Annotated in this window: 22 protein-coding genes, 1 pseudogene and 1 riboswitch; of the genes and pseudogenes, 3 read left to right on the top strand and 20 right to left on the bottom strand. The window is 46.3% G+C overall.

All coding sequences use genetic code 11. The features are described from left to right. Window positions 1-95: 95 nt before the first annotated feature. From lpdA to pdhA, 4 genes are all read right to left on the bottom strand, one after another. Window positions 96-1,517: a dihydrolipoyl dehydrogenase gene (gene lpdA / locus ACWGOO_RS11075; RefSeq protein ID WP_452483299.1), complete on the bottom strand. Its 1,422-nt coding sequence runs from the start codon at window positions 1,515-1,517 to the stop codon at window positions 96-98. 3 nt (window positions 1,518-1,520) lie between these two features. Continuing rightward, window positions 1,521-2,849 carry a dihydrolipoamide acetyltransferase family protein gene (locus tag ACWGOO_RS11070; RefSeq protein WP_452483297.1) on the bottom strand — a complete coding sequence of 443 codons (1,329 nt, stop codon included), beginning with the start codon at window positions 2,847-2,849 and terminating at the stop codon, window positions 1,521-1,523. 34 nt (window positions 2,850-2,883) lie between these two features. Further along, on the bottom strand, window positions 2,884-3,864 hold the full coding sequence (locus ACWGOO_RS11065) for an alpha-ketoacid dehydrogenase subunit beta (protein ID WP_354452884.1): 981 nt from the start codon (window positions 3,862-3,864) through the stop codon (window positions 2,884-2,886). A gap of 110 nt (window positions 3,865-3,974) precedes the next feature. After that, complete coding sequence (pdhA, locus tag ACWGOO_RS11060) at window positions 3,975-5,042, bottom strand: pyruvate dehydrogenase (acetyl-transferring) E1 component subunit alpha (protein ID WP_452483295.1); 1,068 nt, start codon at window positions 5,040-5,042, stop codon at window positions 3,975-3,977. Window positions 5,043-5,296: 254 nt separating this feature from the next. Here pdhA and ACWGOO_RS11055 point away from each other — a divergent pair, with 254 nt between their 5' ends. After that, window positions 5,297-6,031: an alpha/beta hydrolase gene (locus ACWGOO_RS11055; protein ID WP_452483293.1), complete on the top strand. Its 735-nt coding sequence runs from the start codon at window positions 5,297-5,299 to the stop codon at window positions 6,029-6,031. Window positions 6,032-6,189: 158 nt separating this feature from the next. On the opposite strand, the pseudogene ACWGOO_RS11050 reads toward ACWGOO_RS11055, so the two are convergent. Continuing rightward, window positions 6,190-6,648 (bottom strand): annotated as a pseudogene (locus tag ACWGOO_RS11050) (low molecular weight protein-tyrosine-phosphatase). Between the two features lie 149 nt (window positions 6,649-6,797). Between ACWGOO_RS11050 and ACWGOO_RS11045 the strand changes: the two are divergent. Continuing rightward, the gene (locus ACWGOO_RS11045; protein ID WP_452483291.1) at window positions 6,798-7,439 is read left to right on the top strand and encodes a thiamine diphosphokinase; all 642 of its coding nucleotides are present in this window, start codon (window positions 6,798-6,800) and stop codon (window positions 7,437-7,439) included. 279 nt (window positions 7,440-7,718) lie between these two features. Next, window positions 7,719-8,219: a C40 family peptidase gene (locus ACWGOO_RS11040; RefSeq protein WP_452483289.1), complete on the top strand. Its 501-nt coding sequence runs from the start codon at window positions 7,719-7,721 to the stop codon at window positions 8,217-8,219. Window positions 8,220-8,289: 70 nt separating this feature from the next. On the opposite strand, the gene ACWGOO_RS11035 is transcribed toward ACWGOO_RS11040, so the two are convergent. The 15 genes from ACWGOO_RS11035 to ACWGOO_RS10965 form a co-directional block, all read right to left on the bottom strand. Then, window positions 8,290-8,985: a response regulator transcription factor gene (locus tag ACWGOO_RS11035; RefSeq protein ID WP_452483287.1), complete on the bottom strand. Its 696-nt coding sequence runs from the start codon at window positions 8,983-8,985 to the stop codon at window positions 8,290-8,292. Between the two features lie 141 nt (window positions 8,986-9,126). Continuing rightward, window positions 9,127-10,185 (bottom strand): ThiF family adenylyltransferase, encoded by a 1,059-nt coding sequence (locus ACWGOO_RS11030; RefSeq protein WP_452483285.1) that lies wholly within the window; start codon window positions 10,183-10,185, stop codon window positions 9,127-9,129. Next, window positions 10,182-10,949, bottom strand: coding sequence for a thiazole synthase (locus ACWGOO_RS11025; protein WP_452483283.1), 768 nt, complete (start codon window positions 10,947-10,949; stop codon window positions 10,182-10,184). The genes ACWGOO_RS11030 and ACWGOO_RS11025 overlap by 4 nt, the downstream gene beginning before the upstream one ends. Window positions 10,950-10,951: 2 nt before the next feature. Next, window positions 10,952-11,155, bottom strand: a complete 204-nt coding sequence (gene thiS / locus ACWGOO_RS11020) for a sulfur carrier protein ThiS (protein WP_452483281.1) — start codon at window positions 11,153-11,155, stop codon at window positions 10,952-10,954. Next, window positions 11,152-12,300, bottom strand: coding sequence for a glycine oxidase ThiO (gene thiO / locus ACWGOO_RS11015; protein ID WP_452483279.1), 1,149 nt, complete (start codon window positions 12,298-12,300; stop codon window positions 11,152-11,154). Before thiO ends, thiS begins: the two co-directional genes overlap by 4 nt. Before the next feature lie 65 nt (window positions 12,301-12,365). After that, entirely contained in the window at window positions 12,366-12,980 is a 615-nt protein-coding gene (locus ACWGOO_RS11010; RefSeq protein ID WP_452483277.1) for a thiamine phosphate synthase, read from the bottom strand. 281 nt (window positions 12,981-13,261) lie between these two features. Continuing rightward, window positions 13,262-13,370, bottom strand: a riboswitch (TPP riboswitch). Window positions 13,371-13,458: 88 nt separating this feature from the next. After that, window positions 13,459-15,012 carry a ribosomal protection-like ABC-F family protein gene (abc-f, locus tag ACWGOO_RS11005; RefSeq protein ID WP_452483275.1) on the bottom strand — a complete coding sequence of 518 codons (1,554 nt, stop codon included), beginning with the start codon at window positions 15,010-15,012 and terminating at the stop codon, window positions 13,459-13,461. 204 nt (window positions 15,013-15,216) lie between these two features. Then, window positions 15,217-16,206: a hypothetical protein gene (locus ACWGOO_RS11000; RefSeq protein WP_452483273.1), complete on the bottom strand. Its 990-nt coding sequence runs from the start codon at window positions 16,204-16,206 to the stop codon at window positions 15,217-15,219. Beyond that, window positions 16,193-16,747, bottom strand: coding sequence for a hypothetical protein (locus tag ACWGOO_RS10995; protein ID WP_452483271.1), 555 nt, complete (start codon window positions 16,745-16,747; stop codon window positions 16,193-16,195). Before ACWGOO_RS10995 ends, ACWGOO_RS11000 begins: the two co-directional genes overlap by 14 nt. A gap of 1 nt (window position 16,748) precedes the next feature. Then, a complete protein-coding gene (locus tag ACWGOO_RS10990) occupies window positions 16,749-17,144 on the bottom strand; it encodes a hypothetical protein (protein ID WP_452483269.1) in 396 nt (131 codons plus the stop codon). Window positions 17,145-17,185: 41 nt separating this feature from the next. Then, window positions 17,186-17,665 (bottom strand): ABC transporter permease, encoded by a 480-nt coding sequence (locus tag ACWGOO_RS10985; RefSeq protein WP_452483267.1) that lies wholly within the window; start codon window positions 17,663-17,665, stop codon window positions 17,186-17,188. 48 nt (window positions 17,666-17,713) lie between these two features. Next, complete coding sequence (locus ACWGOO_RS10980; RefSeq protein WP_452483265.1) at window positions 17,714-19,798, bottom strand: hypothetical protein; 2,085 nt, start codon at window positions 19,796-19,798, stop codon at window positions 17,714-17,716. After that, entirely contained in the window at window positions 19,788-21,623 is a 1,836-nt protein-coding gene (locus tag ACWGOO_RS10975) for a pilus assembly protein CpaF (RefSeq protein ID WP_452483263.1), read from the bottom strand. The genes ACWGOO_RS10980 and ACWGOO_RS10975 overlap by 11 nt, the downstream gene beginning before the upstream one ends. Beyond that, window positions 21,624-22,481: a hypothetical protein gene (locus ACWGOO_RS10970; RefSeq protein WP_452483261.1), complete on the bottom strand. Its 858-nt coding sequence runs from the start codon at window positions 22,479-22,481 to the stop codon at window positions 21,624-21,626. Further along, window positions 22,478-23,191 carry a hypothetical protein gene (locus ACWGOO_RS10965; protein WP_452483259.1) on the bottom strand — a complete coding sequence of 238 codons (714 nt, stop codon included), beginning with the start codon at window positions 23,189-23,191 and terminating at the stop codon, window positions 22,478-22,480. Before ACWGOO_RS10965 ends, ACWGOO_RS10970 begins: the two co-directional genes overlap by 4 nt. Between the last annotated feature and the right edge of the window lie 18 nt (window positions 23,192-23,209).

Raw genomic sequence — 23,209 nt, 5'->3', positions numbered from 1 at the left:
CTAAAATATGAAAAAAAGAGGCAAAGAACGCAGATATAGCGCTCCTTGCCTCTCTTTCCATGTATGAAAACCAAAAACGAGATAATGAAGTGGGATTAGCGACGTGGTGCCAATGCATGGATCGGATGACCCAGCACGACTTCCGCTGCTTCCATCACGATTTCGCCCAGTGTAGGGTGAGCATGAATAGTCAAGGAGATATCTTCGAGTGTAGCACCCATTTCAATCGCCAGACCCAGCTCAGCAATAAGGTTGGAAGCTTCCAGACCTACGATTTGCGTACCCAGTACCAGACCTGTGTCTGCATCAGCTACGATTTTAACAAAGCCTTCAGCAGCGTTCAGGGAAACGGCACGGCCGTTTGCTCCATAAGAGAACTTGCCAACTTTGACATTGTGGCCTTTTTCTTTGGCTTGTGTCTCCGTGTAGCCTACGCTGGAGCATTCTGGATCTGTGAAAACAACAGCCGGCATACATTTGTAGTCTACTACAGACGGTTCGCCTGCAATCGCTTCAGCAGCCACTTTACCTTCGTAAGAAGCTTTGTGAGCCAGAGCAAGACCAGCTACGATATCGCCGATTGCAAAGATGTGAGGAATGCTGGTGCGTCCTTGGTGATCAACTTTCACCATTCCGCGCTCATCCATTTCTAAACCGATCAGATCCAGACCCAGTTCGCCGTCTGTGTTGGGACGACGTCCGACGGTTACAAGCAGGTAATCAGCAGTTACTTCTTTGCTTTCGCCGTTAACGGAGAATTTCACCGTTACGTCTTTATCTGTTTGTTCTGCACTTTCCGCTTTAGCACCAGTAAAGATTTCAATACCGGTTTTCTTCATGCTCTTCGCAACGATCGAAGTCATATCCTTGTCAAAGCCAGGAAGAACGGTATCCATACCTTCAATGATTGTTACTTTAGAACCGAATTTGGAGTACATTTGTCCAAGCTCTGCACCAATATATCCACCGCCGATTACGATCAGGCTTTTTGGAATTTCAGGCAGGTTCAACGCTTCTGTAGAAGACAGAATACGTCCGCCAAATGGGAATGGTTTCAATTCGATTGGACGTGAACCTGTTGCGATAATCGCATTTTTAAAACGGTAGCGTGGTGATTCATGCTCGTTGAATACACGCGCTTCATTTTCGTTGATGAACATGCACTCACCACTGAAAACTTCAACTTTGTTGCCTTTGAGCAGACCGCTTACGCCGCCTGTCATTTTTTTAACAACACCGTTTTTGAATTCTTGTGTTTTAGCAAAGTCTACTTTTACGTTCTCAGCCGTAATACCGAAAGACTCGCCGTGTTGGGCAGCTTCGTATTGATGAGCTGCAGAGATCAAAGCTTTGGAAGGAATACATCCACGGTTCAGACAGACACCGCCCAGCTCCGATTTGTCAACGATCAATACGCTTTGTCCCAATTGTGCGGCACGGATGGCAGCTACATAGCCGCCAGGACCCGCACCAATAACCAATGTATCAATATCCAGAGAAGCGTCTCCTACTACCATTAATTACACCTCCATAACAAGCAACTCAGGGTTAGCGAGCAGCTGTTTGATATAGTTCATAAAGTTTTGAGCAGTTGCACCGTCAATAATACGGTGGTCAAAGCTCAGGGAAAGAGCCATTACAGGAGCGGCAACAATTTCACCGTTTTTCACGACTGCTTTTTCACTGATACGGCCTGTTCCCAAAATCGCAACTTCAGGGAAGTTGATGATTGGAGTAAAGAACATACCGCCTGCGGAACCGATGTTAGAGATAGAAATTGTGCTTCCTCTCATCTCATTGGCAGCCAGTTTACCATCACGACCACGTACAGCCAGATCACGGATGGAATCAGCGATCATCCAGATGCTCTTACGATCAGCATCTTTAATTACAGGAACGATCAAACCACTGTCTGTATCTGTAGCGATACCGATGTTGTAGTATTTTTTGTAGACGATTTCGTTTGCTTCTTCGTCGATCGAGGCATTCAGAGCCGGGAATTGACGGGAAGCTGCAACCAATGCTTTTACAATGAATGGCAGGTATGTTACTTTCGTGCCTTTCTTCTCAGCGATTGGTTTCAAACGAGTACGGAAAGCAACCAGCTCGGTTACGTCCACTTCGTCCATAATTGTAACGTGTGGAGCTGTGTAAGCAGATTTAACCATAGCGTTGGAAATCGCTTTACGGATACCTTTAAATGGTACGCGATCTTCTTCGACACGTTGGTCTGATGCAGATGCGGATGCCGCTGGAGCCGCTACTGCTTTTTCTTCTGTTTTGGCAGAAGCTTGTGCTACTGGTGCGGATGTTTGACCTCCACCGTTTTTGAAAGCTTCCACGTCTTCTTTGGTTACTTTACCATTGTTGCCGGAACCGTTCACTTGAGCGATATCCACGCCTTGCTCACGAGCAAATTTGCGTACACTAGGTGTAGCGAGTACATCTTTGTTCGGTGCGGCAGGAGTTGCGCCTTGACCGCCTTCTTTAGCGTCGGACGGGCTGCTTGCAGCCGGGGAAGTAGTTGTGTCTGCTCCACCTTTTGCGGAACCATGCTCTTGCTCTGTTTGCTCGCCAGCAGGTGCATCCTCTTGCTCAGGAAGCTCGCCTTCTGCATCAATAATAGCAACAACTTGGCCTACATTAAAAATGTCGCCGTCTTTTGCAAATACTTCTTGGATTGTGCCATTTACCGGACAAGGAACTTCTACAACAGCCTTGTCGTTTTGCACTTCCATGATGATGTCATCGTCTGTTACTTTGTCGCCGGGCTTGATGTGCATTTTAATGATTTCGCCTTCGTGAAGACCTTCACCCAGCTCCGGAAATTTGTATTCAAATTTAGCCACGTTTAAAACCTCCCAAATTTACGGTGTGCTTTAATTAAAATTCCAATACTTTATTAACCGCATCAATGATACGTGTTGGCGTTGGAAGCCATGCATCTTCAATTTGTGCAAAAGGATATACAGTATCCGGACCTGCTACACGCAGAACTGGTGCTTCCAAGTGCAGAATCGCTTTTTCGTTGATTTGCGCGATGACTTCTGCGGCTACGCCGGAGCTCTTTTGCGCTTCTTGAACAACGATGGCACGATTTGTTTTTTGAATGGAAGCCACGATGGTATCAATGTCAATTGGGCTAACGGTACGCAGGTCAATAATTTCGACTTTAATACCTTTTGTTTTTTCCAATTCATCAGCAGCTTTGACAGAAGTGTGTACCATCAAACCATAAGTGATGATTGTAACATCGGAACCTTCACGAACTACGTTCGCTTTACCCAGCTCAACCGTGTAATCATCCTCAGGAACCTCAGCGCGGAATGCATGGTACAAGTTCAAATGCTCCATGAAAAATACTGGATCGTTATCGCGAATAGCCGCGATCATCAGACCTTTGGCATCGTAAGGATTGGAAGGAACAACAACCTTGATACCAGGTGTTTGAGCCAGAAGTCCTTCTAAGGAATCTGTATGCAGCTCAGCTGCTTTAACTCCGCCGCCAAATGGAGTACGGAATACGATTGGAGAGTTGTAACGCCCACCGGAACGGTAGCGCATACGGGATGCTTGAATTGCCATTTGGTCGAGTGCTTCAAAGATAAAGCCTACGAACTGGATTTCAGCTACAGGGCGGAATCCTTGGATACCCAGACCCACAGCAAGACCCCCTATTGCGGATTCCGCCAACGGAGTATCAAATACACGTTCTTCGCCAAATTCTTTTTGCAGACCTTCTGTTGCGCGGAATACACCGCCTACATGACCTACGTCTTCACCGAAAAGCAGGACGTTAGGGTCGCGTTTCAACTCTACACGCAGTGCGTCACGAATCGCTTCTTTCATGTTCATTTGTGCCATTTGCTTCATTTCCTCCTTAAACATTGACAGATCAGTTTCAGTTCAGGTTCAATTGAAAAACAGACCGGATCGGGATGCCACCCGGTCTCTCTGATTTATTTCAAGCTCAATTATTTAAAATCAGCTTTTTGTTCTTCCAGATGCTTAGGCGTAGATTCGAACATGCTGTCGATCAGACCGGAAATGGTCATTTTTTCCGTTTTCTCGGCTTTTTTGATCTCTTCGTTCACTTTCGCTTTAGCTTCTTCTTTTACGCGAGCTGTATCTTCTTCAGTCCAAAGACCTTTTTTCTCAAGATATTTCGCAAAACGGGCAATCGGATCTTTCGCATTCCATTCGACTTCTTCTTCTTTCGAACGATACTTACTTGCATCGTCAGACAGGGAATGTGGACGGAAACGGTAAGTTACAGCTTCGATCAATGTCGCGCCTTCGCCGTTACGTCCGCGTTCAGCAGCTTCTTGAACAGCCTTGATAACTGCGAGTACGTCCATTCCGTCGATTTTCACGCCTTTGATACCAGCAGCAACCGCTTTGTGAGCGATCGAAAGAGCGGCCGTTTGCTTCGCAAATGGAGTTGTGATTGCGTAACCATTGTTTTGCACAAAGAAAATAACTGGCAGTTTGTATACACCAGCATAGTTAAGACCTTCGTAGAAGTCACCTTCGGAAGAACCGCCGTCACCTGTATATGTAATGGCGACTTGTTTTTGTTTTTTCAGTTTGTATCCCATTGCAATACCCATAGCGTGCAAAATTTGCGCGCCGATGATGATTTGCGGCATCAATACATGAACACCGTCCGGCACTTGGCCGCCGTGTTGATGACCACGGGAATACAGGAATGCTTGATATAATGGCAGGCCATGCCAAACGATTTGCGGAATATCGCGGTAGCCTGGGGCAATAAAGTCTTCTTTTTGGAGTGCATATTCACTACCAATCATTGTTGCTTCTTGTCCGGATACCGGAGCGTAGAAGCCGAGACGTCCTTGACGACCCAAGTTAACGGCACGATCATCCCAAGTACGTGTAAATACCATGCGATACATAATTTCTTTCAACTGATCATCTGTAAGTTCAGGCAATTTATCTGTATTGACAATTTCACCATCCGGAGAAAGCACGGACAGAGCCTCAACTTCCTCTGTGTACACTTCATAAGGAACCTTGCTCATTTTCTTCACCTCAACAAAAAAATTTGAATATCAAGTTCCGCTGTTATAGGATTATAATATACCTGTTATACCGCTTGTGTCAAAGATTTAGTTATTTTTTTTGAGTTCGCCACAATTTTGTGCGTGTAACAGGTAATGTTTTTTACTATAACAGCTTAGTACATGATTGAAATTTTAAACATCTATTGCAATCAGGACAATCTTAACTTATTGTGATCCCGAATGCAAAATTCTACCCAGAAAGGTGACGAAAAATGACGGATTCCCGGTATTTGAAACGAACCATCCTAAAAGACGAAATAGAAAGCCGTTTTCTTAGCGAGACTAGAACACTCCGTATTTATTTGCCGCCCGGCTATAATGAAATTTTGAGCTACCCGGTCGTGTATTGTCAGGACGGGGAGGAATTTTTCAATTTTGGCCGTATTGCAACACAGGCAAATCGTCTCATTCTGGACGAAGGCGTTGAGCCTTTCATCATCGTCGGCGTCGAAGTCAACACGAAAATCAGAACTCAGGAGTATGCTCCCTTTGGCAATCGCTTTGAGGCGTACACCGCCTGTTTTGCAGAAGAGATTATTCCCTATGTGGAACAGAAGTATCCTATAAGAAAAGATGCATCGTCCCGAATTCTGGCTGGAGATTCACTGGGAGGCAGTGTGTCTTTGCATTTGGCCTTGTTGTATCCCCAATTGTTCAATCGTATTATCAGCCTGTCCGGTGCTTACTATGAAGCTTCACAAGAAATTATCACTCGTGAAAGTGATCTGTCCCATCTGCGAGTGTGGATGACAGTTGGTCTTCAAGAAGATGCCTTTGAGAGCGACACCGGCATTTACAATTTTGTAGAGCTTAACCGCCAATGCGCAGATTTGCTGCGCGAGCGGAACGCCGAGGTTTCCTATCGAGAAAAGGACGGCAAGCATTTGTGGGGCTTTTGGCAAAATGAGCTGCCCGACGCGCTAATGTATTTTTTAGATCGCGCCTGAGTGAAGCTTTTCCAAAGTACAGAGACTACCGGGGATTGGGCATTTGTCGACCAGAGTGGGTCGTTATGCTCTTTCCTCTTTTTTCTCTGTGTAGTGGATACGCTTTCAAAAATTGGATGACGAAAAACGTAAGTTTTTGCCGTCTTCTGTCGTTCACATTATAGCTTTTCTTCTATGATTTTGTCCAGCAAGGCATTGCACCCCGCGTGCATGAATCGGTATGTCTCTTCAAAGTTCCCAGTAAAATACGGGTCCGGCACCTCTCTCAGCTTTTCTTGTGGCAGCAGGTCCATGAATTTTATAATGTCAGCCTCCGCTCCGCCTGCGAGTTTGCGCATGTTTCGCTCATTGGAATCATCCATACACACGTTATAATCAAACGCTTCAAAATCATGGTTTTTCATTTGCCGCGCCTGTAAGCCTTGTTCACTAATTCCGTGCAGCTTGAGCTGGTTTAGCGTTCCCTCATGCGGGGGATTTCCGATATGCCAGTCTCCTGTACCTGCCGAGTCTGTCCGAATTTTCGCGCCCAGCCCCCGTTCCTACGCTTTATGTCTCAGTATCGCCTCTCCCATCGGGGAATAATATTACCAACACACAAACAAAACGTTAATCATTTCGCTCTCCTTCCTAATGCACGTTACATTTTCTTTTTTCTGTTCCATTGTAGCTATGCCCTCCAAAATTGCGCAAGCCATATTTAACGCGTTATACTTAAAAGCTGATGAGCTATGTAGGCGTATGACAGACAGAAAGGATGTTAAATATGACGAAGAAGCGTGCGATTGTATTTTCCGGCGGCCGTCTTGGCGAGGAAGATCTACAACAAATACAACCAGGCGATTATATTATTGGTGCAGATAAAGGTGCCCTTTTCCTGATTGAACACGGTATTACGCCAGACGTTTCTGTAGGAGACTTTGATTCAGTAACACCTGAGGAAAAGTCACGGGTTGAATCCGCAAGTAAACGTATGCTTTCGTGTGATCCGGTGCTCAAGGACCTGACAGATACAGAGCTTGCTCTGGAAATTGCCATGGATGAACAGGCAGAGCATGTGCTCATGCTTGGCGTTACGGGTACACGGATGGATCATACTCTGGCTAATGTTCAAATATTGGTACGTGCGATGCAACATCATATAGGTTGTGCCATTATGGACGCCCATAACTATATTGAACTCACTGGATCAACGCTGGAGATTGAGCCTATGGGTTATACATATACATCGCTGATTCCTATGAGTGCCGAAGTAACCGGTATAGAGCTGGATGGATTTATGTACCCACTGCATAATGCCACACTTAAAATGGGACAATCACGCGGTGTCAGCAACAAGCTGATCGCTCCAAAAGGGACGATTTCCATCGAAAGTGGACTGCTGCTTGTGATCCAAAGCAAAGATTAGTTATGACATTATTGTAAACTTTATAAAGGTTTTTTTCTGCTTGAAACCCTTGCTAATCAAGAGTTTTATCATTTATCCCGATTTGTGAAATTCGATATTTTTTACAAATTGTAATTTTTAATCATTTTTTAATAATTGGCGTGTAAGCCTTGTCCCTCAAGCATTTGAGCGTGTTTTTCCAACTATTAGGCGGCTTCAAAGCTGTTATACTCAACGCTGTCAGTTAGTTAGCAACTCAGCTAAATGTTGCATAAATCAATTTCTGGAGGTACTTACAACATGAACATGCATAGTATCATAAAAAAGGCAATTATCACAGGCATGGCAGCGACCATTGGCTTTGGAACATTTGCATTAGAGGGAATAAATACGGCTCAAGCTGCTACCGCTACTGCTTCTGTGGGTCAAAAAATAATTAACTACGGTGAAAACTATATGGGGACTCCTTATAAATTTGGAGCTTCCACAAGCACTACACGCGATTTTGATTGCTCTTCCTTTATGAAGCACATATTTCAGAAATACGGCGTCGACCTGCCTCGTACTTCTGTTGCACAATCGAAAGTTGGACATGCCGTATCCAAGTCCAATCTGAAAAAGGGTGACCTCGTGTTCTTTTCGAGCGGTAGCCGCGCTACAGGTCACAACATTACACATGTAGCGGTTTATGTGGGCGGAGGTAAAATTTTACACACATACGGTGGACCTGGGGTTACTTTCTCCAATTTGAACTCCGGCAACTGGAAAAGAACATACATTAAAGCACGCCGCGTGCTGTAGCATTCATTTCAATTAACGTATTTAAGCCGGGACTCAGGGTCTCGGCTTCTTTATATTTTCCATTACTATACTACTCTGCTTCCGGGGGTGTTCTGAGTGAATAGCCGATGCCTCGTTCCGTGCGAATCATTTTGAATCTTTGTCCTTTGTCTACCTTGACTCTCAAATGCCTGATATACACGTCCACTACGTTCGTATCTGCAATATAATCATGCTTCCAAACATCCTTCAAAATTTGCTGCCTGCTGCAAACCTGATTAAGATGAATAGCCAGATGAAACAAAAGATCGAATTCTTTTAGAGTTAGTTCCAGCTTCTGTCCGCCTCTGCTTACCATTCTGCTCCCACTATTAATATGTAAATCACCTGCCTGTATCGGCCTTTTCACATCACGTGCAGTACCAAAAATCCGCAATAAATTAGCCACTCTGGCTTGAAACACTCTGGGGGAAAAGGGTTGGACAATCACATCGTGTGCTCCTTGCTCAAAACAGGAAACAATATGATTCTCATCGTCCGATGAGGTCATTACGAATATGGGAACAGTGGGATCATTTTGCTGCATAGTACGGATCATGCCGTGTGTATCAGCCTGCTCATTATCCATATTCAGAAGCAGCAAATTCACAGAATTCTCGTCTAAATAAGACTTTCCCTCCGCTATATTGTGGGCATAAACCACCTGATAGCCTTCCTGCTCCAACTGACGCACGTACGTAATAGCAGATGCTTCATTCCCATCCACGAGTAAAATGAACAGGTTCATTCTTCTCACCCACCTGTGTTTAGACATAGGACTACGATATGAATACAGACGTATTTGATACAAACGATTCAAGCATATTATATTGTAACAAAAAAGCAGAGAAATCATTCCCCGAAGGGAAGACTTCCTGCTTTTTACGGTTTAGCCTAAATAGCGGTGATAGATGTTCCTTGCTTCTGTTACATCCTTCGTTCCGTGTATCAATGCTCTCCCATCTGAAAAAATAACTAAACGGTGCGCTCCCTCACTGAAAGAAACCAGAAACGGATTTCGCTCCACTCTTCCCTCTCCCAAAGAAGCCAGTCTGTCCGCTGTTTCTTTAAGATTCACCTGTATCGGCTCTGCTGGTCTAATTTGAACGGTATCCCGGCCGCACAGTACATCTGTTTTCTGGCGATGGGCTGTCGACAAATAAGGGTAGGTCGGATGTGTGCCACAAGAAGGACAATCCGCTTTTTTGACACTGTCTACTGCTATCGCTACATACTCATTTTTCCACAGATCAAACGAAAGCAGCTTCCCCCTAAGATCGTCCGGGTATCCACCAAGTAGCTTGAAGGCTTCCGTGGTCTGGTTAGCCGTGACCATCTGCACCGCCTGTGGTATAATCCCCGCGGTATCACAGGTTTCTCTGCCGAACGGTACAGTTCCAAGCAGACAATGAAGACAAGGCGTTTTCCCTGGTAAAATGGTATAGGTTACACCATAGCTGCCAACACATCCCCCATAAACCCAAGGAATGCGATGCTTTTGTGCCATATCGTTCATAAGTAGCCGGGTATCAAAGTTGTCGGTGGCATCCATAATGAGGTCCACTCCCTGAATCAGTTCCTCCAATTCCTCTGCCCCAACATCCAGTACATGTGCATGTATGATCGTTTCCGAATTGATTTCCTTTAGTCTTCGCTGGGCAGCTATTGCTTTGGGACACCTCTCTGCGGCGTCACTCTCCTGAAAAAGCTGCTGGCGCTGCAAGTTACTCCATTCCACATAATCCCGGTCTGCGATGGTCACAGTGCCCACGCCTCCGCGAACGAGCGTTTCCGCAATCCCGGTACCCAGCGCTCCAGCACCTATAATCAGTACGTGGGATGAAGCCAGACGGCGTTGTCCTGCCGGCCCGAAAGGGGCGAATCTTTCCTGTCTGGAATAACGATCACTTGGTTGTACTTGTACACCAGCTTTTTCAGTCGCCTTCATGCCTGAACCAAGCCTTCTGTCGGGCTGCTTGCAGAGGCATAACGTTTTACAGGAATCATGCCCGCCTCAAAACCGTATCTACCCGCGCGAACAGCCAGCTTCATCGCCTCAGCCATTTTTACGGGGTCCTGAGCTCCTGATACAGCTGTATTCAACAGCACGGCATCTGCCCCAAGTTGCATCGCCATTGCCGCATCTCCAGGTGAGCGAATACCGGCATCGACGATAACTGGAACCTCCGCTTGTTCAATAATGAGCTCCAATGAGAACGGGTTTAGCAAGCCGCGTCCGGTACCAATGGGTGAAGCTCCAGGCATAACAGCATGTACACCCAGCTTTTGCAGCCTTTTGGCAAGAATCACATCATCCGATATGTAAGGCAGCACGATAAAACCTTCCTCCAGTAGTTTTTCGCTGGCCTTGAGCGTTTCAAAAGGATCAGGCAGCAATGTCTTGCTATCCCCAATGACCTCCACCTTAATCATATCGCACAGACCTGAAGCTTTCGCCAGCTTAGCGATGCGCACTGCCTCATCCGCAGTCGTCGCTCCTGCCGTATTAGGTAGCAACGTATAACGACTCAAGTCCAGTGTATCCAGAAAATGTTGCTTATCCCGTTCCTCCAAATTTAATCTTCGCACGGCAAACGTCAATATTTCGGTCTCCGCAGCCTCCACAGCTTTGGATTGAATATCCATATCAGGGAATTTTCCTGTACCCAATAACAGCCTTGACGTAAAAGATGCTTTTCCAATCGTTAACATAATTAACCACCTCCCACAAAATGTACAATTTCCAAGCTATCTCCATCCTTCAGTACCGCTTCATCATGATCTTCACGAGTCAATATGTGACGATTCAGCTCCACCACTACAGTTTTCACTTTCAAATCCAGCTCTTTCAGCAGTTGATCCACATGAATGATCGGATTAGAAAAGGTCATGTTCTGACCGTTAATCGTCAGCTTCATTTGCTCGCCACCTTTATACGTTCAGGAGAAAAACTGCTTATTCCAAGCTCAGTCACATCAGCCCCTTTTAACAGCGCTGCAATCGCACGCCCGGTAGCTTCGCTCAGCAACACACCGTTCCGGTAGTGTCCGACCGCAGTATATACTCCTTCCACGCCGGGAACAGATCCAATACAAGGGCGCCCCGCCGCTGCCTGCGGACGCAAGCCCGCCCAAGTGCGTATAAAAGAAGCTTCACGGACGCGAGGCAGCCAGGCAGAAGCACGGGCCAGCAGCCCCTCCAGGCTTCCAATAGTGACCTCTTTGTCATACTGATGTGGCAGACTCGTCGCCCCAATCCAAAGCTCGTTATTCCGCTTGGGCACCAGGTAAATATCATCGGCGTACATGGTATATTCCAATGGATGATCCTTCAAGGAGACTGCAACAGCCTCACCCTTGACCGGATTAAGCGGATATTTAAAACCAACCTGCTCCAGCAGTCTCATACTATCCAATCCGCCAGCAATAATGACCTGTTCGCAGGAAAAAAAACCACTGTCTGTTTGTACGCCACAAACTCGCCCATTCTGTACTACGAGTTGCTCCGCCTGTGTACCAGAGCATATTGTTGCTCCCAGTACGACAGCTGCCCTCGTATAAGCACGACAAAGCTGGACAGGAGAAATCTGTGTCTCCTTTGATCGGTATATAGCCCCGATCACTTGACCATCCAAACCTGGAATTCGGCGGGCCAATTCTCTGGCATCCCACCACACAGGATGATCACCCTCTCGCGCAATAGCCGCATTCCAGCGTTTTTGCCCCTCTGCTTCCGAACGGAAGGGAGTCACAAATCCTTCTGTCCGGAATTCCATCGCAACACCGGACAAACGCTCCAGATCACGAACCAGTTCGGGAAATGCATCCCGGCTTGTGCGAGCGAACTGTGCCAACTCCGGGTCGGTGAATTCTTCAATCTCTGCTGCCAGCATCCCAACCGCAGCCCCTGAGGCTCCCTCGCCCGGAATGAATCGTTCCACCAATATCGTACTGCGACCCTCCTTGGCCACATGATAAGCAATGGAGCTACCGATGACACCTCCACCAATCACCAAGCATTCAGCGTGTCCAATAGCTTGTGCCTCTGTTTTTATCTCTGGCATATGTTCAAATCTCTCCTCTCCACTAACGATTCTGCTTGCAGCGATCTCCTACTTCCGTTTCACTACTACAGGCTGTGAACTACCCGATCCACCATTTGCCTGTACGCCCTTGCAGCCGCAACGGGGGACTCAGCCTCCCAGATGCCGGACATTACGGCAACTCCGCTTGCACCGGCAGTATACAGCTCCTGAATATGGCGTGGTTGTATGCCGCCTAGAGCAATCACAGGGATGCTCAACAACCTGCTTATGCGCTCAAGCTGTGCTATACCTCGTGGAGTAATACCAGGCTTGCAGTGAGTCTCATACACATGACCATAGAGTACATAATCCGCTCCTGCCCGTTCGGCAGCCTGTGCTTCCTCCAAAGAATGCACCGACACCCCGCAGCGCGTACCCTCTGGAAGTAAACTTTTGACATCCCCAGCAGGTAATCCGTTAGCTGGTAGCTGGATAGCCCCAACGGAGGTAAGCAAAGCAACATCCATTCGGTCATTTACTGCAATTTGCTGTAAAGGAACTCCCAGATTCGCCATACTGCGGGTCAATGCAAGGAGTTCAGATGCGCCCTTCTGCTTCAAGCGCACGTGTACATAATGAACATACGGATGAATAGCAGCAGCCACTTGGGCAGTATGTGCATGTGCATCGGAATCGCCTTCCATCGTAATTACGTGCAATTCGATTTCACTCTCACCTCACAATGGACTAAATGGTTGTAAGCTGACCCTGTATCTTTACAGTCTCATATCGTGCTATACGGTATGGACTAGCCACGTTTACCAGCAAAAAAATGAAGGGGTACGAGATATGAATACGAACATATGAACACGAACGAAAACGCAAAAAAACCACTTCCCAAGGGAAGTGGTTTAACGTACGTCCAATAACCGAACGGATCATTATATCCGTATACGTATATCGTCCCACGTACAAACAAAGTAATAATTTCGCAACCTCGTTTGTACGACGCTCACTTCCCTACGCTGGCATAACCCAGATCAGGTGCAAAGGGTCCGAAATCCGTTTATTCCGTCTCAGCCGCATTGGCGGCTCCCCTAGTGTAACTATTTTATTGTATCAGCTAAAGATAGCATAGCATATTTTCCTAATCCTGCAAACCCCGATTCTTGTGAATCTTGGTACAGAACTGGATATTTAGTTGACTTTACTTGACCATTCTTCCACATTCCACGTTTTGGTTACCCAATCCTCATAAAAGTCCGGTTCGTGAGATACGAGCAGTACCGTTCCTTTGTATTCCTTCAAGGCACGTTTCAGCTCATCCTTCGCTTTGATATCCAAGTGATTGGTAGGCTCATCGAACAACACCCAGTTGCTTTCCCGCATTAGTAGTTTGCATAAGCGGACTTTGGCCTGCTCACCACCACTGAGGGCGGATAGCGGACGGGTGATATGCTCATTTTTCAAACCGCAACGCGCCAAATGCGCTCTTACTTCATGCTGGTTCAAGTGCGAGAATTCATTCCACACATCCTCAATCGGTGTAACTTTCTCTGCTCGTACTTCTTGCTCAAAATAAGCTGGCTGCAAGAAATCCCCTTGATAAGTCTTGCCGCTGATCGGCGGAATTTTTCCCAGAATGGTTTTGAGCAATGTCGATTTACCAACACCATTGTAGCCCACAATCGCAATTTTATCGCCACGTTCAATCGTCATGGACATTTTAGGCAACAGAGCATGAGTGTAGCCAATTTCAAAATCAATACCCTCAAATACCGTTTTCCCACTCGCACGTGCTTCTTTAAATTGGAATGTTGGCTTAGCCGCTTCTTCCGGTTTATCAATGCGCTCGATTCGATCAAGTTGCTTCTCACGGCTCTTCGCCCGACCTGACGTAGAGGCGCGCGCCTTATTACGTTGAATGAAATCTTCCTGTTTCTTAATAAAATCCTGCTGCTTCTCATAAGCTTCAATATGCTGGTTTTTGTTCAGGTCCGCCATTTCAAGGAACTTTTCATAGTTGGCTGAATAACGGGTCATTTTGGCAAATTCAAGATGATAGATAACATTCACAACCTGATTCATAAACTCAGTATCATGAGAAATAAGAATAAACGCATATGGATAATCCTTCAGATACCGTGTAAGCCATTCAATATGCTCTACATCCAAATAGTTGGTAGGCTCATCCAACAGCAACACATTCGGCTTTTCCAGCAGCAGCTTGGCAAGAAGCACCTTCGTCCGTTGTCCACCGCTAAGTGCGGATACATCCCGATCCAGCCCTATCGCCGCCAGGCCCAGTCCATTCGCCATTTCTTCAACCTTCACATCGATGAGGTAAAAATCCCCCATATCCAGTTGTTCCTGAATTTCACCCATCTCTTCCAGCAGCACTTCCAGTTCTTCGGGAGAAGCTTCCCCCATCTTGTCAGTGATCTGCATCATTTCCTTTTCCAATTCCAACAAAGGGAGAAAGGCGTCCTTCAGTACATCCCGTACTGTTTTGCCAGGTGTCAGCTTGGTGTGCTGATCCAAATACCCATAACGTACACGTGGAGTCCATTCTACTTTGCCTTCATCCTTAAGCAATTTTCCGGTCAAGATGTTCATCAGTGTCGATTTACCAACACCATTGGCTCCCACCAAACCTACACGTTCCCCTCCGAGCAATCGAAAGGATACATTTTTAAACAATGCGCGGTCCCCAAAGTTATGGGATACATTTTCTACAGTCAATAAACTCATAAGCTGCTTTTGGCTCCTTATTGTCATCGGCGATGCCGACTGTTCTTATTTCATATACATTTCTTTCAAAGCCTTATTGTAGCACATTCAGCAGCCTTATCGGAATATTGAAAATGGGGGAATTTGAAGGATTTTGATATTGTCTGCTTATAAAAAAAGAAAAACCACTCATGGGAGTGATTTATTTAAAGATGGTTTCAAGATTTATTTATAATCATTATAACATTTATATTCAAAATACCCTGCGGCCGCCGCAGATTTTTCATCCGTAAAACGCTCTGTCGCTTTAAATGGGGCCGGGCAGGAATCTCTGTAAAAATATTTAATTCCCGTATTCGGCTCTACGCCGCCGATCATGGCTTGTTTCCTGACGACTCTTCCGCCGCCAAACCCATAGTTATTATAGTACCTGTCTCCAACCGGGATTCCCTGGATAAACGCCATCAGTCCCACATCATCTACCGTGTTATACCATTCCTCTTGTGAGATGAGCGGTAGCGTGAATGTATAGGATACACCATTATGTGCTGCCTTTTCGTTATGGAGATTAATGAGTCGGCCCAGATCCTCCTGAATGCTGTGGACAATAGTGGAACGCCGTACTTGCTCAAAAGCTTCCGGGTCATTAAGCAACGAGATCGTTGTCTGTCCTTGAAGCTCCTTCTGAAAGCCCTCTACCCACCTGTGATTCCGAGCATCATAGGCATGTACATAATTATCCAACGTAAACCCTACACTGTTACCTGCTGAATCAACGTAGGCATAAGGTTTTTTTTCACTCCATTTGGGTTCTTGGACAGCTTGTCCATGTTCATCTGTGTAAGATTCAGAAGCAAATGCATAATAACCATCATAGTCCAGAACCATAAGGGCAGGCATATAATCCAATAATGCGCGTTGTGCCACTGGATCCCCATCAATTCCCATATTAAGAAAAAGGGTATGCAGGAACGTGTGCAGCGCTTCTTCTTTATCTACACGAAAAAACTTGTCCGAGCCATACCCAGCCTCTCGTTCCTGACGTTCATTCTGTGAAAGCACGACACCTGCATCCTGAACTGCGGTACGAAGGGCTGAGGTATATTTCATTTCCAATTGCTGTACTTCGCGCTGATTCTGCACCCGCAGGTCACTAACCACGCCAAAGGGCAGAAAGAGCAGTATAAATATAACTGCAAAATCAGTAATCTTCATTCAGAACCATGCCCCCGTAAGAAGCTGTAACCGCCGGTTTGCCGCTATCTGCCCCACCAAGGAGCCATGATTTGTACAAGTCCGCAGGAGTCCGATTCGTATTGTGTACCCGCACTGTAAAATAATCTCCTGAGATCATGGTATACCGACGTGTTTGATCCGACTTTGCCTGCTGATTGTCAGGAAACAGCACAGGCAAGATTTGCGAGTTATAGTATCCGTCATATACGGAGGAATAGAAGCCAAGAAAGCTGTCCGGCTTCGCAGCATCTGCATAGTCCGGTACATATTTTTTGTGCATATGCTCCAATTCAACCTCATACGTATTACCCGTCAGCTCCAGCTCACGCATAAAATCGTTATACATCGTCGGTGTAATATATCCCTTGGTTCTCACCATATCAACAAAACGTACGGTTGAATGATACGTATTTAATCCGGATATATCGTCCTGCCGTTCAGCGGCTTGGGCTGCGGGCACTATATACAAGAGCAGGACAGCGAGCAGTGCCCCTAACAGCTTGGATATTGATTGAACCACTTCAGTCCTCCCCCAATTTCTCAAAACGTATGGATTGTATATCACCATGCTGATCACGCTGTGGATGCATGGAATATAAAGAGGAAGCATCGAGGGCTGATACATCGGGCTCAAACGGTTCAGAATACATATCGTACACTGTACCACCGACTTGAACAGGAATGCCTTCCTGCAAGTTCATACGGATTGCCTGCATAACTTGAGTTCCTTTGACCCGTTCTGGCATACTCACCTCTAAAGTACGATTGATACGCCCCTCGGAATGCTCCTCCTGCTGCGATCTTAATTCCAGTGTAGTGCCCATCTGACTGGACAGTTCTGCTGCAGCTGCACATGCGGTTATAAACAGCGTAACTGACACACCAAGCCGCAGCATACTTGAAGCGTGATCAGACATGCTACTCATCTCCCTTACAATTGATATCCTTAATCTGCATCCTAGGATTGGATAAACAGCAACCCGCGTACAACGTTCGATTTATCCTTGACGATCTCGGCCTTGAATTTACCACTTGGATTTACGTATTCGTTTTCTTTCTCATTCAGCGTATTCGTTATTTTTCCAGTCTTATCACTTCCACCGTTCACCGATCCATACTGTTCACTGTCTGGGCTAATGTTCAGCGCATTTCCGTACCACTGACCTGCCATGTTTTTTCCGGTTTTAATCTGAATCCCGAATTGATCTTTGCCTTGGAACTTCCGCAGCGCATTAGTCACCTGGGACCCGCTAATCGTTGTACCGTCATACACCGTAAATGAGGCTTGAGACAACTCGGTCTGGATATCGGCAAAATTGTTTTGTGCCGTTTTGGTTGCCTCCTGTGCTGAAATAAACAAAATAACTACAATTGTGATCAGTGCGATGGTCAAAAATATGCCAGCAGCTACTTTTAAGGCTGTTGATGCGTTATTCATTATTTTTCTCTCCTTAGCTGTGATATCATAATAGTCATATTAGAACTGCTATTGAATCTTTTGTATTTGCTCGTAATAGCTATCCATTTGGACAAAGCTCATACCGATCAAAGGAATGACCAAATATAAAAAGATAAGACCGTACATCGGAGCAAAACCAATCATCCTTCCCCAGATGGCCTTGCTGTCTATAATTTTTTCATACTCCTGTTTTCTTTGTTCAAAATAGTAGGACATATGGGAATCCAAATCGTCGAAAGCCTCTCGAATCGTAATTTTGCCCAAAGACAGATGCAGCTTGTCCACCAAGCGTTGAAATTCGGGCAGTGGCGCTTCTTCTTTCAACAAGTCCAGTGCTGCCTCAGGACCATGTTCATAATGAAGCAAACATTTTTGCAAAGGCCTTTTGAAAATAACAGAAAATCGGTTCAGCCATTCCAATATTTCCTCAACAGACATTCGCTCCATAGCTCGCAAAATCGAAATGACCGTCTGAAACTGATAAACCTCATGCCTCATATCCAAACGCCGCATTTTTCGCTGCAAATATAATAAAAGCATAGGCATCTGATAGGCTACATACCCGGCAACCAGACTAATCAGCACTTCCCACCACTTGATGTATTCCGCGTTCCACGCTCCCAGCTTTTGCAGGATACGACGCGTATTTTCGGAAAGCTGCTCCGGAGTAGTTCTGCCACCAGAAGCGTGCTCCAGCGCTGCGTACGCCTGCTCATAGGTGCTGTCCGCCCTCATATTTAGCGCATGCATCATTTTGCGGTCAATCTCACTCTGCTTTAAAGCTTCCTTTTCCTCCACCGGACTCAAACGTCCAAACATTTGTCCCGATTGAACCGGAGCGTGAAGAATATGTGTTTTCTCAGCTTCATGTAAAATAAATACCGTACTAATGCTGAGCACCAATCCTGCGATAAAAAGAGTGATTCTGCGTATGTACAGCCACTCCAGCTTGACCTCTGCACCGCTTTCCTTTAGCAGCCGGGTCAGTTGGAAATAAGAGGACATATGCTGTCGCGGAATTAAAGCATCCACCACATTACGAATAATGGGGAAACGGTACAGCTTTTGCTCCCAGACCCGTCTTCCTTTGCCCGCACGATATCCAGTCTCGTCGGTCTGTTGCAGCTTTTGGAGCAGGAAGTAAGATACTGTAATTACAATATAGACGGACAATTTCGTGATAAAGCCCCATTTCCCCTGATAAAACTCGTCCATAGATGGAAAGCTGGACCTTGCCCATCTTTCAATTGGCATTGTAAAGAAAACAGGTGCAAGTGCGATCACATTTAAACTTTTGAGCAGGTAGTCCAGTTTATTTCTCCGCAGCAACTCCAGCTGGATTTCGCGCGCAAGACTGCCAAGTCCCTTTAAATAAATGGAGCCTCCCTCTTCAATCCGGTCACCAAACTCCATTACCATATATGAAATACCGGCAAATGCTTTTAAAAACCGATTAGGAGCGGACTCATAGTATCTTTCCAGCGCTTCGTGCGGATCAGCGTCCGTCAGCGCCTCATAAATAAGTCGCGCATGCCTTCCAGCCTCAGCCCCTGCCAAATCGGCCGCCTCGGATATTGCCTCTTCCACCATGCCGTGCTGATGATAATGATGGCGTACATTGGCGAACAATTCGATCATCTGTGCAAGCAGCCTTTTTTCCATCCGGCTAATCGCCATATCCAAAATGAGACTGTTCATCACCACTCCGCATAACAGAGCCAGTACGGCAAACTCTATCCCCGGTTTCATCATAAGCAACATAACGCCGCTGCAAGCAAAAGCCCCCCAAATGAACAACGTCATCTTCATCGTCTCAAGGCGAAGCTTATATTCATCATAGGCATGCAAACCGGATAATCGTTTGCGCACACTCGTGATATACCCGGATGTAATAGGAAATCTCATGCCTAGCGTGTACAACTTGTGCATTGCAGATTGCAATTGCCGTTGCAACACTGCTTTTCCCTTCCGTCCCTCTCGCACAGAATGGATTCGCCCTCTGCGAACTGCATGACCATTACGCTTGCGCAACCACCACAAAGTCACATAGAGAAGCGCAAAGCACCCACCCGAAATGAGCAAAACCCACAGTGAAATTTCTTTAAGACTCATAGGCTTCCTCCCAATAGCGAGTCAGGAATCTGCGAAAATCTCCGGCATCCTTAACGTTCATCTGCTCACACATTTCTTCTGCGCTTTTGAATGTTAGAGGCTCCATCGCCATATATCTCCCATTCCGAAATTCCATAACATGACGGTAGCTATAACTCGACGCAGAGTTGGAGCCTGAGTCTGTATGTTCGGGATCATGCGGCACACATTCCGTAATCCGTTCAATATATCGCCTTCCCTCAGCATCACGCTTGAGATGCACATCAAAGTTAATGACATGAACGACCTGTTCCTCAGCAATACCTTCATGCTGGAACACTCCCGTTTTGAGCAGTGAATTACGAAGGGAAAACACAAGATCACGAAAGGTTTTGGCATGATGGGTAAAAATGGTGAACAGACTGGCAACCTGCGACATTTGAATCATCCATGCGGCTACCTCATCACTCGCTACTTCACCAAGGATATTGACGGTTCCATCTGTCTTTTTCTGCAAATCGAGCCCTTGTTGCCCTGAAATATGATCCGTTTCTCGAAAGGTCAGAATGTTGCGACGGCTGTAAATGCTACGCAGATGCAGCTCAAAGGCCATTTCCTGAACACGAAGCGTATACGAAGCATAAATATGCTTGACCATCGCCATCAGCAGCGTCGTTTTACCTGAGCCTTGCGCTCCCGTGATTGCCGTGATCCGGCTGCCTTTCATTAAATAAGAAAGTAACTGTATCGGAAACTCAGCATTTTCTCCCTTAATCAATTGCTCGAGCGATGCGCTTTGAATATCGAATTTACGGACAAAGAAAGCCCACGATTCTGAAAAAGGAGGTCGTACCACAACAACCCGTGACCCATCCTTCATTTCGTTCACCTTATAACCATTCGCTTCGGAAAGCTGCCCCGGATAGTTGTATTTGTAAATATTTTGGCACACCCTTTTAAGCTCCCGCTCTGAACCGAAGGAAAGGAACGAAAGGTGAATGGTCTTGCCTTTATAAAAAATCCACACACTCTCATAGCCATTTGCTATCGGTTCGGATGTTTGTTCGAATGCATAGTGATCCGAAGGCCAATTCGCCGATACAGGGATTCCGCCTTCCGGCACACCGCTAACGCCCCCACTGACACCGTCGATCCGCTGGTCACGAATATCATCTATGACGGAAAAGCCTTTATAGTGCTGATAAATCCGCTGCACAATAATATCTACCTTCTCCAGAAAGGAGAGATGGCGATGCTCACAGTCATAGATATAGCAGATATCCTCTGCCGTGATATGATAGCTTCCATCCTCTTCATCTTGCTGCGAATATCTCATTTCCGCTAAATCATAAGTATCCAGCAGGCGAGACAGGGCATCCACGCCAAACTTTTGCTGATATTGATAGAATACAATCTCGAATTGATCTTGTACGCTAAACAGTTCTGGTCTGGAGAATGGCATAACGGTATCGACGATCTTTTCGTTCAAGCCGTATCCGTTAATCAGCAGCTCAGTCATCAGGTTTTTCACAAAACGCTTGTCTCCACTGCTGCCATTGGCACAGTCCTTTAACGCCCTGCGCAGTTCGGCCCTTTGATGGATACGCCGCCTGTATTCCTCCTCATGCAATCCGGCATCCGCCATCTGACTATGACTTAGCTCGTGCAGCGCATTTTTGATATACTCCATCAGCGCATCCAATGTGGCATCTTCACTCTCTGGAGCTACCCGAATAGTTGAATGCCGCAAGCGAAGGATCCCACGGTATTTAACGATAACCAGTACGATACACAACAGAACGATGCAGGTAAGAATCAGCCCATTGATCATTGGAGCGGACAGCATTTAAGCGCCCCTCTCCAAAGCCTTGAGCCGAAGATCGGACTCTGCCACCTCGAGAATAGCCTTGCTGATCTGACGTATGCTCTGTGCCCATCCCACAGGCATAAAAAGCTTACGCTCCTTCTCTTTCCCGCTTCGTACATCCCGCTGCACATGACCTATCACGTCTCTGCGGTTCCACGCATCCATAAATTCGGTGCTGTAAGGAACAGTATGGAGTGCTCCCTTGTAGCCATACCTCCTGCGAATATTCGCCACATTCGCTTGAGAGTGCACATCATATTTTCCAAGCACGATCAATAGAGGCAATTCAGAGTAAGTAGATAATGGAGACACAGATTCAAAGTAGGCATCCAGCTCCCTCATATTTTGGGTTAGCGAAAGGACCGCCAGCTTGGATCGCACACATGCTTCATGCTGTACAACTCCCCATCCTGCTCCACTCCCTGCATCAACCAGTGTCAAATCATAATACTGATCCGCCGTATCCATCACTGCTCGTACAAGAGCAGAGGATAACAGGGGCGGCTCGACTCCAATGCTTGAGGTTCCCTCAAGCACATCGAGAGTCTGCTCCAGTAGAGGCGTCGTATAATTACGAATATTTTCTCTGGACAATGTCCCTCGCAGAGCTAATCGTGCAAGAGCATCCCAACCTCCCTCCTGAAGCTGTAAGCTTGGATCGTCCATACGATGTTCTTGTATAGGAAATCCCGACTCTATACCGGTATGTCTGCGCCCCAGATGGGTCAGCAGCAGTCGTCCTCTATAAAGATTACCTATGGTGACGGCTATGGCAGCCGCCATGGAACTGCTTCCACTCGCTCCCTTAACCGGACTCCAAAACAAAATGGTACTCATGCTTTCCTCCTCTCCGCATGCTTTAACGCACGACGGCTCTCTTTGGGTTCCCAACCCATTAATTCTCCAATACAACGACTCAGCTCTTTCTTGTACGCTCTGGACAATGGCTTAAGCTTAAGCTGTTGTTTGTGCTCATTTTCCAGCTTCAGGGCAAGATGCCCTTCATCCCATGGCAAGACATACGGTTCCTGCTGCCAAGAGGCAGGGAAGCCGTTCATGTATTCCCACAAATACGGCTCCTCCACGCCACAATCTACAGCCTGTAAAAATAATTTGTGAAATACAAGATTTTTGGGAAATTCAGGTTGACCGAACAAACGCTCAAGCCACACCCGTCCGTTGTCCATTAACATCCGGCTATAGTCACTGACCCAAATCCGCTGTTCTGCCTCTTGCCAAGCAGATATCGGACAGAATTCCGACGACTCTACATCCAGAATAACGATGTCATAAGTCAAACCTGCTTTCCGATCAGCCATCATACCGATATGCAGATCCTCCCAAGATGTAAAACCCGTGGCCACATCAAAATCACCAAACTGCGCAATGGGGAGTGGTTTGTCGAGCATCCCTATGCTATACCGATACTGTCCCTGCAGCGTAGCATCCACAAGCAACACTTGTTGACCGGATGCTGCCAATATACTGCTGATGTATAACAAGGTATCGCTTTTATCACATAGCCCGGCAAATATCCAAGTTTTCATACGTTTGTCCCTTTTCTC

It is taken from the genome of Paenibacillus sp. NPDC055715, assembly GCF_053617595.1.
The sequence above is the reverse complement of the archived record's forward strand: the minus strand, read 5'-3'. Positions and strand labels throughout refer to the sequence as shown.

Coding starts and splice junctions, on each gene's coding strand:
- ACWGOO_RS11000 (WP_452483273.1), bottom strand. CDS start 16,206: ATGAAGATTACTGATTTTGCAGTTATATTTATACTGCTCTTTCTGCCC.
- ACWGOO_RS10970 (WP_452483261.1), bottom strand. CDS start 22,481: ATGAGTACCATTTTGTTTTGGAGTCCGGTTAAGGGAGCGAGTGGAAGC.
- thiO (WP_452483279.1), bottom strand. CDS start 12,300: ATGCCAGAGATAAAAACAGAGGCACAAGCTATTGGACACGCTGAATGC.
- ACWGOO_RS11040 (WP_452483289.1), top strand. CDS start 7,719: ATGAACATGCATAGTATCATAAAAAAGGCAATTATCACAGGCATGGCA.
- ACWGOO_RS10975 (WP_452483263.1), bottom strand. CDS start 21,623: ATGCTGTCCGCTCCAATGATCAATGGGCTGATTCTTACCTGCATCGTT.
- ACWGOO_RS11055 (WP_452483293.1), top strand. CDS start 5,297: ATGACGGATTCCCGGTATTTGAAACGAACCATCCTAAAAGACGAAATA.
- thiS (WP_452483281.1), bottom strand. CDS start 11,155: ATGAAGCTGACGATTAACGGTCAGAACATGACCTTTTCTAATCCGATC.
- ACWGOO_RS11045 (WP_452483291.1), top strand. CDS start 6,798: ATGACGAAGAAGCGTGCGATTGTATTTTCCGGCGGCCGTCTTGGCGAG.
- ACWGOO_RS10985 (WP_452483267.1), bottom strand. CDS start 17,665: ATGAATAACGCATCAACAGCCTTAAAAGTAGCTGCTGGCATATTTTTG.
- ACWGOO_RS11025 (WP_452483283.1), bottom strand. CDS start 10,949: ATGTTAACGATTGGAAAAGCATCTTTTACGTCAAGGCTGTTATTGGGT.
- lpdA (WP_452483299.1), bottom strand. CDS start 1,517: ATGGTAGTAGGAGACGCTTCTCTGGATATTGATACATTGGTTATTGGT.
- ACWGOO_RS11030 (WP_452483285.1), bottom strand. CDS start 10,185: ATGAAGGCGACTGAAAAAGCTGGTGTACAAGTACAACCAAGTGATCGT.
- ACWGOO_RS10990 (WP_452483269.1), bottom strand. CDS start 17,144: ATGTCTGATCACGCTTCAAGTATGCTGCGGCTTGGTGTGTCAGTTACG.
- ACWGOO_RS10965 (WP_452483259.1), bottom strand. CDS start 23,191: ATGAAAACTTGGATATTTGCCGGGCTATGTGATAAAAGCGATACCTTG.
- abc-f (WP_452483275.1), bottom strand. CDS start 15,012: ATGAGTTTATTGACTGTAGAAAATGTATCCCATAACTTTGGGGACCGC.
- ACWGOO_RS11065 (WP_354452884.1), bottom strand. CDS start 3,864: ATGGCACAAATGAACATGAAAGAAGCGATTCGTGACGCACTGCGTGTA.
- pdhA (WP_452483295.1), bottom strand. CDS start 5,042: ATGAGCAAGGTTCCTTATGAAGTGTACACAGAGGAAGTTGAGGCTCTG.
- ACWGOO_RS11035 (WP_452483287.1), bottom strand. CDS start 8,985: ATGAACCTGTTCATTTTACTCGTGGATGGGAATGAAGCATCTGCTATT.
- ACWGOO_RS10980 (WP_452483265.1), bottom strand. CDS start 19,798: ATGAGTCTTAAAGAAATTTCACTGTGGGTTTTGCTCATTTCGGGTGGG.